Source organism: Cohaesibacter marisflavi (assembly GCF_900115225.1).
GTDB lineage: Bacteria > Pseudomonadota > Alphaproteobacteria > Rhizobiales > Cohaesibacteraceae > Cohaesibacter > Cohaesibacter marisflavi.
This window is the reverse complement of sequence record NZ_FOVR01000006.1, coordinates 64142-77033: the sequence shown is the minus strand read 5'-3', so window position 1 is coordinate 77033 and position 12892 is coordinate 64142. Positions and strand designations below refer to the sequence as shown.

Sequence of the window (12892 nt, the reverse complement as noted above, 5' to 3'; positions counted from 1 at the left end):
ATCATTTTCCCTCCAGTTCCGGCTCGGCCATGTTGTCTGTGGAGCCACTCATATATTGGATGAAAACATCCTCAAGGGTGGTCTGGCCGGGTTCGCAACGGACGTCAAACTGATGGCTCGCCTTGTTGACCGCGGTTTCCAGCAGGGCCTTGTTCTTGCCCACCACATGCAGGCTGTTACCGAAGGGGGCGATCTGGTCGACCCCGTTCTCAGCCTGCAACATGCGCGAGGCCGATTGAGCGCCTTTGCCTGAGAGAATGAAGGTGTGAAGGCCCGCCTGGGCGACAACCTCATCAACGGTGCCCGAGGTGAGCAATTTGCCATAGGCGATATAGTTGATACGGTGGCAGCGTTCGGCTTCGTCCATATAGTGGGTAGAGACCATGACTGTCATGCCTCCGGCTGCGAGATCGTGGATTTCATCCCAGAATTCCCGTCGCGCCTTGGGGTCAACTCCCGCGGTTGGTTCATCGAGCAGCAGCAGCTTTGGCTTGTGCATGATGCAGGCGGCAAGCGCCAGTCGCTGCTTCCAACCGCCTGAAAGCAAGCCCGCTAATTGATGGCGCCGAGAGGTGAGGCCGAGTTTGTCCAGTGTGTCACGCACATAGGTGCGGGCGGGCGACAGGCCGTAAAGACGGGCAACAAAGTAGAGATTCTCCTCAATCGTCAGATCGGTATAGAAGGAGAATTTCTGTGTCATATAGCCCACCTGCCGCTTGATCTTGAGTTGATCGGCATGCAGATCATACCCCAGCACAGAGCCTTCGCCTGCATCGGGGGTGAGCAGACCACACATGACGCGGATGGTGGTCGTTTTACCGGACCCGTTAGGGCCGAGGAAGCCGGAAATCTCGCCTTCCTCAACTGACAGGGTTACATTGTCGACCACCGTCTTGTCGCCAAAGCGTTTGACCAGATTGCGGACGTCGATCGCCTTCATCTGCTGCCTCCGCTCCCTGCATCTGTCAGCCATGCCGAGACGATTTGACCGGGATTGAGTTTTGATCCCTCGCTGGCTTTGGCTTCGATGAGATAGACGAGTTTCTGCCGGTTTTCGAGGGAATAGATCACCGGTGGGGTGAATTCCGGCCCGTCTGAAATGTAGCTTACGGTAGCGCTGAGATCATCGCCGCAGGAATCGCAGGTGATGGTCAGTTTGCTGCCCATCTGGATGCTGGCGAGGCTTTCCTCGGGAATGTAGAGTTTCAGCTTAATGCCATCATCGGGCAGAATTTCTAGAATGGGCACCTGAGGGCCGGCCATCTCGCCTGCTTCGTGGATGATGTCCGTCACCACACCGGTGACGGATGCCATAAGAGTGCGTTGTTCCTCTTTCCATTGCGCAGATTTGAGCGCGGCCTCGGCCTGTTCTACCGCAGCCTTGGCTGCTGCGATTTCATTCTCTCGGGCTGGCAGGCTGGTATAGGCCAGATTGGAGCGGATTTCCTCGGCCTGTGCCTTGGCCACGTCATAGGCTGTGCGGGCGGTGTCATAAACGCTTTGGGCAACAGACCCCTTTTCAAGCAGGGTGCGCTGGCGCGTCATGTCACGCTCTGCTTGCCGTGCGCTTAATTCGGCGGCTTTCAGAGAGGCCTGAAGGGCCGCGATCTTCTCCGGTCGGGCGCCCTGCTCCAGATTGGCCAGCGTGCTTTTGGCCTGCGACAGGGCGGCCTTGGCATTGTCTACGGCGATGGCTGCATCCTGTTTTTCAAGGCGTGCGACGATCTGGTCAGGAACGACATGATCGCCCCGTTGCACAGGTACGTCGATGATCCTAGCCGTCTCTATGGGAGCGACTTTGATATAGGTGCCTTCCACATAGCCTGTCGCCAATGGGGAGGGGGGCAGGCATGCGGCGATCAAAACGCCGATGACGGGAAGGGAGCAGAGAAAACTCATGTTTTTCTCCTGTAGGTTTCAACGATATTGCGAATGTTGGTTTGTAAAACCTGAAGGATGATATCGATTTGGCCAGACTGATAGGAGGACCAGTTTTGGTGGCGCAGAATGACTGGCTCGCCGATGCGGAAATAGGCGAGCATGCTGATCTGGGAGAAAATCGCGACCTTCAACTCCTCTCGCTCCGCCTCGCTATCGTCTCTGCCGGTTGCTTGCAGGAAAAGCTGGTAGAGCATGGTGAAGGTGGGATTGAAGAAATGTGCATAGACATGCTCAAAGACTTCGCCTTCTTCATGGGCTTCGCGCAACATGAACCGCATGATCGGCTGCGCTTCTTCAAGGCTCAAGATTACGACAGCTTGTCGCAGCAAGGCATTCTCAAACAGGGACTGTGGCTCTTTGAGACAAGTGGGCAGTTGGATCGCTTCGGGGTCCTGCCGCAGGCGGTTGAAGCGGGCGACGATGGTTTCTGCGCATGCCAGCCGCAAGCCGGCCTTGCCGCCGAAATGATAGTTGATCGAGGCGATGTTGGTTTGGGCCGCTGCGGCAATTTCGCGCGTGGAAGCACCCTCATAGCCTTTTTCAGCAAAGAGCTTGAAGGCTGCCATTATGAGCAATGTTTTAGTTGTGTCCGATCGGGTTTGTGCCATGGGATGTCGCTGACTGGTTGCGCATTTTGCTATTGTCTGAAGCGCAATGTAGCACCGACGTAAAATTTAATCAATCGATTGATTTAATTTTGAGATGGAGGGGGTTGTTGGAGATGCCGCACCCATGGGGCGGGGCAAGGTGTGTTTGATTGTTGGGGCAAAGCTCTGTATGGTCCAAGCCAAAATCAGACATTCTGCAAGGCTCTTCTCATGACCTCTTCATCTGACACCACGTGCGATACCAATGGTGCGTCTGTTTCCTTCCGTCTTGCAAAGCGGGAGGATGCAGCGCTTATCCATCAGATGGTTGCCGATCTTGCCAACTATCTGGATGAGGCTGGCAAGCACACGGCCAGCGTGGCCGATTATGAGATCCATGGCTTTGGTGATCGACCCAGATTTGAGGCGATCATTGCCGAGGTCGCGGGGGACGCGGTGGGCATGTGCCTGTTCTTTGACAGCTTCTCGACATGGGCGGGTAAGCCGGGGCTTTATGTTCAGGATCTTTATGTCTCGCCCAAGGCGCGCGGCCTCAAGCTGGGACGCTTGCTGCTTGAGCAGGTGGCGCAGCATGGCCTTGCGAAGGGCTATGCCTATGTGCGCTTGTCTGTTGATGCCAACAATGTCAACGCGCAGGGCTTCTATGAAGCGTGCGGGCTTGAATGGTCCGATACGGAACGTCTTTATGTGGCGCGGGGTGATGCCTTTGCTGTGCTGGCTGGGAATTGACCTGATGGAAAGCTTGCTTGACGAATTGGCCGCCTGCGCAGGGTGGCGCGAGGCTTTGGCTGCAGAAAAGCCACGCCTTGCAGAGATTGAACGTTGGCTGAAAGAGGAAGAACGGCTTTATCAGATTTTGCCCGAGCGTGGGCTGCGTCTGAACGCCTTGCGCAAGACACCGCAGGAAAAGGTGAAGGTGGTCATCACCGGTCAAGACCCCTATCCGGGTCTTGAGGGCATGGTGCCTCACGCCATGGGGCTCTCCTTTTCCGTGCCGCATGGGGTGAAGCCTCCGCGCTCGCTCAATAATATCTACAAGGAACTGGCCGCAGATTATGGCCTTGTGCCGCCCGGCCATGGAGATTTGTCTGCATGGGCTGAACAAGGCGTCTTGATGCTCAACAGCACCATGACACTGCGACAAGGCGCTTCCGCCTCCCATGCCAAACGAGGGTGGGAAGCTTTCACCGCAGCGGTGCTTTCCTGTGTCAACAGGGCTGCTGATCCGGTGGTCTTTCTGGCCTGGGGCAAGCATAGTCACAAGCTGGCTGCGGGCATCGACGAGGGCCGGCATCAGGTGATCCGCACCTCGCATCCGAGCCCCTTGGGCGCACGCAAGGCGGGCGTTGATTTCGAGGCCTTTCTGGGGTCTCACTGTTTCCTTCGGGCCAATCGGTTTCTTGAGGGAAACGGCCGTGCGCCCATCGACTGGTGCGCACTCTGAGCTTTCTCTTGCGCAGTGCTATGGGCACAAGCTACTCCGCTTCTTTGGAACAAAGGTGCGGTCTCTGGCGTTGAATGTGGGTACAAGCAGTCATGTTCAGAGAGCTATTTTATGTCCAATTCGCTTCCCACTGCCCAATCCGGATCTGTACGCGCAGAAGTTACGGGGATCACAACCGAAGAGCGGTTGCGGCGCGTCGCTTATAGCGCGCTGATCATAATCGGTTTTGTAACGCTCGTGGCGGCGCTGGACTTCGCCCAGTCCATTCTCTCACCGCTGGTTCTGGCTGTGATTATCGGCTTGGTTTTCGGGCCGTTGGTTGATCGCATCGAGGCCTATGGAGTCCCGGCTTGGTTTTCAGCCATGACTGCGGTCTTGCTGCTTCTTGCGCTTATCGGTGTTGCCATTACGGGCTTTGCAGTGCCGTTGGCCGACTGGATGGATCGGCTGCCGGTGATTTGGTCGCGCTTGCAGGCCGAGCTGGCCAACTGGAAGGGGCTGTTTGCCTCGCTCGCCAGCCTTCAGGATCAGTTCAGTGAAATTGCCGGTGGTGATCCTGCCTCAATGACTGTCAATGTCGCTGGTGGCGATACCGTCAAGCAGGTTGCCTTTTTTGCTCCCTCGCTTGCGGCCCAGATCATCCTGTTTCTGGCGGGACTGTTTTTCTTCATCGCCACGCGGCATCAGGTGCGCTATTCGATCCTGACGCGCGCGGACCATGGCACACGTCGCAAGAAGCTTGCGACCATGTTCGATGATGTCGAGAGCCGCCTTTCCAGCTATATGCTGAGCGTTTCCATGATCAACCTGCTGCTGGCTGTGGTTGTTTCCGGCGCTATGTGGATGCTTGGGGTGCCATCACCCATGCTATGGGGGCTTCTGGCTGGTATGCTCAACTTCATCATCTATATCGGGCCTGCGATTATGGTCTGCATCATGCTTGCGGTGGGGCTTTCGCTCTATGGGCAGTTTTCGATGATCGTGGCACCAGCTGCTGTTTATCTCTTTATCAATTTCCTCGAAGCGCAGTTTGCGACGCCTCTGGCGCTTGGGCGCATCATGACGGTCAATCCGTTTCTGATCTTCCTTTCTCTGGTCGGCTGGATCTGGCTGTGGGGGCCAATTGGCGGCTTCATTGCTGTCCCGGTCCTGTTGATCGGGCAGATTGTTGTCAATCACAGCGATTTTATCGACTCAGAGAAAAATGCTTAAATCCTGACAGTTAGCATGCTGAAAATTTTCTCGCTGTCCGTGCAAAAAGTCGGTTGTGCATTACCAAATTTAAACAATTCAAAACGATACTGAATAAAATATTCTGATGTTCGAAACCTTAAATATTTCCAGAAGGGGGCTCATTCTGGGGATTGATCGGGATAAATTCGTGCCACATATATTGGAAAATCTGGACAAGTCCTTTTATATGACTGTCCTTGATGCGCTGAATGACGGGGTTTATTTCGTCAACCGCAAGCGTCGGGTTCTATATTGGAACAAGGGGGCCGAACGGCTTAGCGGCTTTACTGCAGAAGACGTTTTGGGCAAGAGTTGCGCAGACCATACGCTTAATCATGTTGACGATGAAGGCAATTGCCTGTGTCTACAGGGCTGTCCATTGGCAGCTTGCATGCGCGACGGACAATCACGTGAAGTCGATGTCTATATGCATCATAAGGCGGGACATCGGATACCGGTTAGCATCCGGTCCTTTCCCATTCGCAATGAAGTTGGGAAAATCACCGGTTCTGTCGAGGTGTTCAAGGATAACAGCCAACATCTGACGATGGTTTCCGAATTTGAATCCTTGCAGCAGGAGGTGGTTACCGATCCTCTGACTGGCGTCGGAAACCGGCGCTTTGCCGACATTTCGCTGGACCGTTTGCAGGTGATGCAAAGCAGAGAATATAAGCCATATGGCGTGATTGTGGCGGATATCGATAATTTCAAGTCCATCAATGACACATGGGGTCATGGCGTTGGCGATCGCGTGATCGTGGCCATTGCCAAAACGATGGCGGCCATCCTGAGGCCTTCCGACATCGTTTGCCGACTTGGCGGTGATGAATTTCTTATCCTGCTGCCGAATGCAAGCCCACGAGGGCTCGAAATCGTGGGGAACCGGCTGGATCTTCTCATTAAGGAATCCTGGATGGATCTCGAAGGAGAAATGCTCTCCTTCTCGGTATCCATAGGGGCGGCCCTTTCTGATATGGGCAAGTCAGCCGAAGCCGTCGTCGAGCAGGCTGACAAACAGCTCTATCTGAGCAAAGCTGAAGGTCGCGGATGTTTTCACCTTGATGGCAAGAAGCTCAACGCGTCTCGCTAGATGCATGGTGTTTGTTCGCTCGCGGCGGCGAAAAGTCTCCAGAATGGGGATTGAAACGCCGCGCAGAGGTCTTTACAACGAGGCAACTCATGATTTCCCTCGTGCAATTTCCATGATTCCAGAATTGCGGGTGAGGCGGAAATCCTTTGGAACCACGCGTTTGGTCCCCACGGTGACCAATTTGCGCGCAAACACTCTATTCGGACGGTAGCGATATATGGCGCGACAATTCATTTATCACATGCATGGTCTTTCCAAGACCTACGGTGGCGGCAAGAAGGTTTTGGAGAATGTCCATCTTTCTTTCTACCCTGATGCGAAAATCGGTATTCTCGGCCCGAACGGTGCAGGTAAATCCACCGTGCTTCGGATCATGGCCGGGCTGGACAACGAATTCACTGGTGAAGCCTGGGCCGCAGATGGGGCCAAGATTGGCTATCTGCCTCAGGAGCCGGTTCTTGACGAGAGCAAGGATGTTCTTGGCAACGTGATGGAAGGGGTTGCCGAAAAGCAGGCCATTCTGGATCGCTACAATGAACTGATGATGAATTATTCCGATGAGACCGCGGAAGAAGGTGCCAAACTTCAGGATGTCATCGACAGCCAGAATCTGTGGGATCTGCAGTCTCAGGTAGAGATGGCCATGGACGCATTGCGTTGCCCGCCGTCTGATGCCGATGTATCTGTTCTTTCCGGTGGTGAAAAGCGCCGCGTGGCTCTTTGCAAACTGTTGCTCGCAGAGCCGGATTTGCTGCTTCTCGACGAACCGACCAACCATCTGGATGCTGAAACGGTCAACTGGCTTGAAAAGCATCTGCGCGAATTCAAGGGCGCCGTGCTGATCATCACCCATGACCGCTACTTCCTTGACAATGTGACGGGCTGGATTCTCGAGCTGGACCGTGGCCGCGGTATTCCTTATGAAGGTAACTATACGGCCTATCTCGAAGCCAAGGCAAAACGCCTGGCTCAGGAAGGGCGTGAAGAGGCTGCCCGTCAGCGTGCCCTGTCGCGCGAACAGGAGTGGATTGCTGCCAGCCCGAAAGCCCGTCAGGCCAAATCGAAGGCTCGTATCAAGGCCTATGATGAGCTGCTCAAGCGCAATGAAGAGCGCGCACCGGGGACCGCCCAGATCATCATTCCGCCAGGAGAGCGTCTTGGAGATGTGGTGATTGACGTCGAGGGGCTCAAAAAGGGCTTCGGCGAGCGTTTGCTGATCGATGGTCTGGATTTCAAACTGCCACCGGGTGGCATTGTTGGTGTGATCGGTCCGAACGGCGTTGGCAAAACCACCCTGTTCAAGATGTTGACCGGCCATGACCAGCCAGATGAAGGCTCCATCACTCTGGGTGAGACTGTGCATCTTGGTTATGTTGACCAGTCTCGAGATGCTCTGGACTCGGACAAGACCGTTTGGGAAGAAATCTCCGAAGGGGACGACATCATCAAGCTGGGCAAACGCGAGATGAACAGCCGCGCCTACTGCTCCGCCTTCAATTTCAAGGGCGGCGACCAGCAGCAGAAAGTGGGCTCTCTTTCTGGTGGACAGCGCAACCGTGTGCATCTGGCCAAGGTTCTGAAATCGGGCGCCAACGTGTTGCTGCTCGATGAGCCGACCAACGATCTGGATACGGAAACCCTTGCCGCTCTGGAAGATGCTCTCGAGGATTTTGCCGGTTGCGCCGTGGTCATCAGCCATGATCGTATGTTCCTTGACCGTCTTGCCACGCATATTCTTGCCTTTGAAGGCGATAGCCATGTGGAATGGTTTGAAGGCAACTTCGAGGATTACGAGAAGGACAAAGTGCGCCGTCTCGGCCCGGATGCTGTCAATCCCAAGCGTGTCAAATACAAGCCATTCACGCGCTGATCTTGCATACGCATTGACAGTCTGAATTTCAAAGAAAGCCCTGCTCCTCCGAGCAGGGCTTTTTGTTTGGGAATTGTTAAGATTTGACCTCTCTGGATGTGCTCTGGGCGGCGTCTTTTGGGCACTGACAGCTTTCTTCCACATGTGATTGCAGGGGCTGTTTTTCCGTAAAAATTGGCCTTCAAGCAATATTGCAACTTTTGATAAACATGCGGTGGATTTGAGTTTAGTTGTTGAAATATTTGATAAATCACATGTTTTGAATGTATTGAAATGAAGTATTTCAAATTTTAATTGAATTTATCTATATTTTTCAGGAGTTTATCTTCAAATTCTGGTTTGCTGTTTAGGCGTTTATAGATCGCTTGTCTGTAGTTTGGCCTGAAATCGAATTTCCAAACGGGGATTTCATATCAGAACGGGAATTGTCAAAATGCAGGCTGCCAACGTAAAAACCGAACTTGTGGACTGGAAAGTTCTTAGCGGTCAGAGCGATAGTGGTAAGAGCGACGAATTGATGCGCCATGTCGCGTCCTTGTTTTCGCTGACAGCGTCTCATTGCGATGATGAGCAGTTAGCCACCTATGACACGGTTATGCAGCGGCTTGCAGATCTTGTGTGTGAGGATACGCGTTCTTTTGCTGCACAAAAGATCTGCCATCTCGAAAATGCCCCGCATAATATCATTCGCCGCTTTGCCTTTGATGCCATCAAGGTTGCTGACCCCGTGCTGCGCCATTCGCCGGTTTTGACGGATGATGATTTGATTGAACTCACCGAGGCGAATAGCGAAGATCATATGGTCTCTATCTGCACGCGCAAGAGCATCAGCAGCGTGGTAACTGATGTGCTTGTCAAATCCGGGCGCGAAACCGTGATGATCAAATTGGCAGCCAATTGTGGCGCCGATCTCTCCGAAGATGGTCAACGGCTTCTGGAGCAGGCTGCGGACAATGACCGTTTTCTTGCTCGGGAACTGGCCAACAGGATCGCGGACAATCAGCGCTCTGCTCCAGTTCTGAGCAAACAGGCTTCAGCTAGAAAGCATGTTGATCTCAGCGGTGTGTGGGCCTGCATAGAACCGATGGTTGACGAGCATTTCTACAATCTGTCGCGCCATTCCTATCTGGCGCGATACCGGTTTGATTCCTCTTTGACCAAAATTGACAAGCTTCATATGCAGGGATTTCTGGGCAATGGCGTGTTGCGGCAGTTTGCCTGCAATGATCAATTTGCCGATCTGGTTTGTGGCATTGCCAAGATGACCGGCTTCCCTCATCAGATCATCGCGCGCATGATGGCGTGTCTGGAGTGGGATCAGGTGCTCAGCCTGTTTCGTTTGCAGTCTTTCTCAGACGAGCTGGTGCGCGACGTGTTGGAATGCGGGCCCTGGATGTTGTGCCTTTCTGCCAATCAATGCAGCGCTGTTCTCAAGCGTTATAGACAATTGAGTACGGATGAAGCCCTTAAAATCGCCAATAGCTGGCCAAAAACGGGCCTGATACTAGACTGACAGGCGCTTAAACCGGTTTGAGTTCATTGGTGATTGCTTGATGCTCTTGATCCGCAAGTAAACAAAAGGTGACCGCTTCATTCGGTCACCTTTTTCTGTTTGTCACTTTTATTTTCAGTTTCACCATTTGTAGTGTCCCGGTTCTTGAAAATTCGTTGTATTCTCGGTTTGATACCACTTTCACTCAAGACAACTTGTAAAAACAAAGCTTTGATGTGCTTCGATGTTCGGGTAAAATTGGTAGGCACTGAGTTGATTACAACTGTTTTGCCTGCTATGGATTTCGAGTGTCGGTGTTTAAAAGGTCCGACAGGCAGTATGGGGGCCAGCCAATGCATGTAACCGCATTCCGGATTTTCGTTAGAGATCTTGCAGTCGCACGCGATTTTTATGCCAATTCGCTCAAGTGGCCCATGGTCTGGGACCGCTTCGAACAGGGAGCCGTCGGTTTTGAGCCGGGCATGCTGGTCATTATCGAAGAAGAAGATGCGCGAGGCCCTCAGGCGTCCCTGATCGGTCGTTTTACCGGTCTTTCACTGGCCGTTGATGATCTGCCGACCTTGTATCAGACTCTCAAAGCGCGTGGGGTTCCCTTTGTTGCGCCACCTGAAAGACAATTCTGGGGTGGATCGCTTGTGCATTTGATCGATCCCTCAGGCAATATCATCACGCTTGTTGAATAAAGGGCTTTGGCCTGTCTTCAATGCCGTTGCTGCGACCGGAACAGATCGAACAGCTTGTGTCTTTGTGATTGCCCTATCATCCTGATATGAAAAAAGCGGACCATATGGCCCGCTTTTGTTGTTTTGACAGAATGTCAGCCACTTTATTTGTGCCCATTCTCCGCATCATATTTCTCAATAATGGAGCGGATGGTGCACGCCACATTCGGTGCAATGTCATCGCGGTCCATGCCGTAGGATACGTTGGCCATCAGGAAGCCTGATTTGGACCCGCAGTCATAGGTTTCACCATCATAGATCATGCCGGTAAAGGACTGATCATTGTTGAGGCTGATCATGGCGTCGGTCAACTGAATTTCGTTGCCGCTGCCCGGTTGCTGGTCCTTGAGATAATCAAAGATTTCAGGCTGCAGGATATAGCGGCCTGACAGGATCAGGTTGGACGGTGCGGTGCCCGGCTCCGGCTTCTCGACCATGCCGTTGATCTCTACGCTGTCTTCGAATTTTTCGCCCGGCTGAATGACACCATATTTGAAGGTCATTTCCATCGGTACTTCTTCAAGTGCAACGACGTTGCCTGCGCGCTTGTTGTAGACGTCCATCATCTGGGCGAGGCAGCCCTTGGGCGATTTCATGATCATATCTGGAAGAAGCAGCGCGAATGGTTCATGGCCGACAAGCTCTTTGGCGCACAAAACGGCATGCCCGAGACCCAGCGGCTGCTGCTGACGGGTAAACATGGTGTGGCCTGCCTTGGGTAGGTCTTTGCGCAAGCTTTTGAGCACATCATATTTGCCGCGCTGTTTGAGCGTGTCCTCCAGCTCAACCTGTACGTCGAAATGGTCCTCGATGACGGCCTTGTTTCTACCGGTAACGAAAATGAATTGTTCGACCCCCGCAGCCCTGGCTTCGTCAACGACATATTGAATAACTGGTCGGTCGACAATCGTAAGCATTTCCTTGGGCAGGGCTTTGGTCGCTGGAAGGAAGCGTGTTCCAAGACCTGCTACAGGGAATACGGCTTTGCGGATTGGCTGTACCATTTGATTTTGCTCCAATAAGTGATTTTGTTCTTCAAAAATTGCTACGTTTCAAGAAAAGTGCGCGTCCATTCAAACCAGAAAAACGCAAATTATGCAAATGTGGAGAATTAATTTGAGTGGTGAACTGTTACTATCTTGGCCATAATTTGGCAGCATAGTGATTCACACTGCTGCTTTGTTTGCGATAACAGGGATTGTTTATGCCTATACGAATTTGGACAAGTCTTTTTGGGTTCACCTCCGTTCGGGGATTAATTTCCACAGGCTTTCTGCTGCTTGCACTTCTCTCTACAGAGTCCAACGCGCAAACGGCGCAAGGGTTCCAAAATTGGATACGGAATTTTTGGCCAACGGCTCAATCGGCCGGTATTACGGCAAAAACTTACAATGCGGCTTTTGCTGGTGCGCAGTTCGATAGCTCCGTGATCAAGCGGGCGACCAACCAGCCGGAATTTGTCAAACCCATCTGGTCCTATATGGATGGCGCGGTCAGCGACCTGCGCATCAAGAATGGCCAGAAGATGCGAAGCAAATATGCGTCCCTGCTGGGTAGACTGGAAGATTCCTTTGGTGTCGACCGGTATGTCCTTTTGGCGATCTGGGGCATGGAAACCGCTTACGGCTCCATTTTCAGCAACAAGGCTTTGATCAAGCCGACCATTCAGTCGCTCGCGATGTTGGCCTATGCAGATCCCAAGCGTTCACAGTTTGGGCGCACGCAATTGATTGCTGCGTTAAAGATCCTGCAGAATGGTGATGTTGCTCCTTCCGAAATGGTTGGCTCGTGGGCTGGAGCCATGGGGCACACCCAGTTCATTCCCACCACCTTCCTGAGTAAAGCGGTGGATTATGATGGTGATGGACACCGGGATATCTGGAACTCCATTCCGGATGCTCTGGCTTCCAGTGCGAATCTCTTGAAAGAAGCTGGGTGGGAAACCGGCAAGACATGGGGTTACGAAGTGTCGCTGCCTAACAACTTCCCCTTTGAATTGGCCGATGGAAAAATCACGAAGACGCTTGCCGAATGGGAGAAGATGGGGGCCAAGCGTGTGCACGGGCGCGCCTTCCCGCGGCCAAGCGATCAGGCCCAGTTGATCATGCCTGCTGGCTACCGCGGACCAGCCTTCCTCATTTTGAAGAATTTCTCGGTCATCAAGCGCTATAACAATGCCACATCCTATGCTTTGGCTGTTGGCCATCTGGCAGATCGTATTCGCGGTGGGCAGGGCTTTGCGCATGAATGGCCACGTTCTGACCGGATGCTCAAAACAACCGAGCGAAAGGAGCTTCAGACTATTCTGAACCGCCTTGGATATGATACAGGTGGCATCGACGGGCGGCTGGGCTCCAAGTCTCGAGCCGCTATCCGTCATTGGCAAAAACGCAACGGTCATGTGCCGGACGGATTTGCCAGTGGTGATCTGTTGGAAGCTCTGCGCAAGAGCTGACAATCCCGCTTTTGCG

General features: G+C 53.1%; 12 protein-coding genes. 8 read left to right on the top strand and 4 right to left on the bottom strand.

Annotation, left to right across the window (positions count from 1 at the left end; translation table 11 throughout):
• Position 1: 1 nt before the first annotated feature.
• From BM258_RS12780 to BM258_RS25030, 3 genes are read right to left on the bottom strand one after another with little or no spacing between them, the layout of a single operon-like run.
• Entirely contained in the window at positions 2 to 940 is a 939-nt protein-coding gene (locus BM258_RS12780) for an ABC transporter ATP-binding protein (protein ID WP_090072852.1), read from the bottom strand.
• A complete protein-coding gene (locus tag BM258_RS12775; protein WP_090072850.1) occupies positions 937 to 1899 on the bottom strand; it encodes an HlyD family secretion protein in 963 nt (320 codons plus the stop codon). Before BM258_RS12775 ends, BM258_RS12780 begins: the two co-directional genes overlap by 4 nt.
• Positions 1896 to 2549, bottom strand: coding sequence for a CerR family C-terminal domain-containing protein (locus BM258_RS25030; protein ID WP_175528056.1), 654 nt, complete (start codon positions 2547 to 2549; stop codon positions 1896 to 1898). Before BM258_RS25030 ends, BM258_RS12775 begins: the two co-directional genes overlap by 4 nt.
• A gap of 210 nt (positions 2550 to 2759) precedes the next feature.
• Between BM258_RS25030 and BM258_RS12765 the strand changes: the two genes are divergently transcribed.
• The 7 genes from BM258_RS12765 (at position 2760) to BM258_RS12730 (ending at position 10382) form a co-directional block, all read left to right on the top strand.
• A complete protein-coding gene (locus tag BM258_RS12765; RefSeq protein ID WP_139229266.1) occupies positions 2760 to 3278 on the top strand; it encodes a GNAT family N-acetyltransferase in 519 nt (172 codons plus the stop codon).
• Positions 3279 to 3282: 4 nt separating this feature from the next.
• Complete coding sequence (gene ung, locus BM258_RS12760; RefSeq protein WP_090072847.1) at positions 3283 to 3993, top strand: uracil-DNA glycosylase; 711 nt, start codon at positions 3283 to 3285, stop codon at positions 3991 to 3993.
• A gap of 111 nt (positions 3994 to 4104) precedes the next feature.
• The gene (locus BM258_RS12755) at positions 4105 to 5205 is read left to right on the top strand and encodes an AI-2E family transporter (protein ID WP_090072846.1); all 1101 of its coding nucleotides are present in this window, start codon (positions 4105 to 4107) and stop codon (positions 5203 to 5205) included.
• 106 nt (positions 5206 to 5311) lie between these two features.
• Positions 5312 to 6316, top strand: a complete 1005-nt coding sequence (locus tag BM258_RS12750) for a sensor domain-containing diguanylate cyclase (protein WP_090072844.1) — start codon at positions 5312 to 5314, stop codon at positions 6314 to 6316.
• Between the two features lie 217 nt (positions 6317 to 6533).
• Positions 6534 to 8186, top strand: coding sequence for an energy-dependent translational throttle protein EttA (gene ettA / locus BM258_RS12745; RefSeq protein ID WP_090072842.1), 1653 nt, complete (start codon positions 6534 to 6536; stop codon positions 8184 to 8186).
• A gap of 433 nt (positions 8187 to 8619) precedes the next feature.
• Positions 8620 to 9699: a DUF2336 domain-containing protein gene (locus BM258_RS12740; RefSeq protein WP_090072840.1), complete on the top strand. Its 1080-nt coding sequence runs from the start codon at positions 8620 to 8622 to the stop codon at positions 9697 to 9699.
• A 332-nt stretch (positions 9700 to 10031) separates the two neighbouring features.
• On the top strand, positions 10032 to 10382 hold the full coding sequence (locus BM258_RS12730) for a VOC family protein (protein ID WP_090072836.1): 351 nt from the start codon (positions 10032 to 10034) through the stop codon (positions 10380 to 10382).
• 143 nt (positions 10383 to 10525) lie between these two features.
• Here BM258_RS12730 and galU read toward each other — a convergent pair whose 3' ends face one another.
• Complete coding sequence (gene galU, locus BM258_RS12725) at positions 10526 to 11425, bottom strand: UTP--glucose-1-phosphate uridylyltransferase GalU (protein WP_090072835.1); 900 nt, start codon at positions 11423 to 11425, stop codon at positions 10526 to 10528.
• A gap of 200 nt (positions 11426 to 11625) precedes the next feature.
• Between galU and BM258_RS12720 the strand changes: the two genes are divergently transcribed.
• Positions 11626 to 12876 carry a lytic murein transglycosylase gene (locus BM258_RS12720; protein ID WP_090072833.1) on the top strand — a complete coding sequence of 417 codons (1251 nt, stop codon included), beginning with the start codon at positions 11626 to 11628 and terminating at the stop codon, positions 12874 to 12876.
• Positions 12877 to 12892 lie beyond the last annotated feature (16 nt).

What these genes read in the sequence shown, in the direction of transcription:
- BM258_RS12780 (WP_090072852.1), bottom strand. Translation starts at nt 940, where the DNA reads ATGAAGGCGATCGACGTCCGCAATCTGGTCAAACGCTTTGGCGACAAG.
- BM258_RS12775 (WP_090072850.1), bottom strand. Translation starts at nt 1,899, where the DNA reads ATGAGTTTTCTCTGCTCCCTTCCCGTCATCGGCGTTTTGATCGCCGCA.
- BM258_RS25030 (WP_175528056.1), bottom strand. Translation starts at nt 2,549, where the DNA reads ATGGCACAAACCCGATCGGACACAACTAAAACATTGCTCATAATGGCA.
- BM258_RS12765 (WP_139229266.1), top strand. Translation starts at nt 2,760, where the DNA reads ATGACCTCTTCATCTGACACCACGTGCGATACCAATGGTGCGTCTGTT.
- ung (WP_090072847.1), top strand. Translation starts at nt 3,283, where the DNA reads ATGGAAAGCTTGCTTGACGAATTGGCCGCCTGCGCAGGGTGGCGCGAG.
- BM258_RS12755 (WP_090072846.1), top strand. Translation starts at nt 4,105, where the DNA reads ATGTCCAATTCGCTTCCCACTGCCCAATCCGGATCTGTACGCGCAGAA.
- BM258_RS12750 (WP_090072844.1), top strand. Translation starts at nt 5,312, where the DNA reads ATGTTCGAAACCTTAAATATTTCCAGAAGGGGGCTCATTCTGGGGATT.
- ettA (WP_090072842.1), top strand. Translation starts at nt 6,534, where the DNA reads ATGGCGCGACAATTCATTTATCACATGCATGGTCTTTCCAAGACCTAC.
- BM258_RS12740 (WP_090072840.1), top strand. Translation starts at nt 8,620, where the DNA reads ATGCAGGCTGCCAACGTAAAAACCGAACTTGTGGACTGGAAAGTTCTT.
- BM258_RS12730 (WP_090072836.1), top strand. Translation starts at nt 10,032, where the DNA reads ATGCATGTAACCGCATTCCGGATTTTCGTTAGAGATCTTGCAGTCGCA.
- galU (WP_090072835.1), bottom strand. Translation starts at nt 11,425, where the DNA reads ATGGTACAGCCAATCCGCAAAGCCGTATTCCCTGTAGCAGGTCTTGGA.
- BM258_RS12720 (WP_090072833.1), top strand. Translation starts at nt 11,626, where the DNA reads ATGCCTATACGAATTTGGACAAGTCTTTTTGGGTTCACCTCCGTTCGG.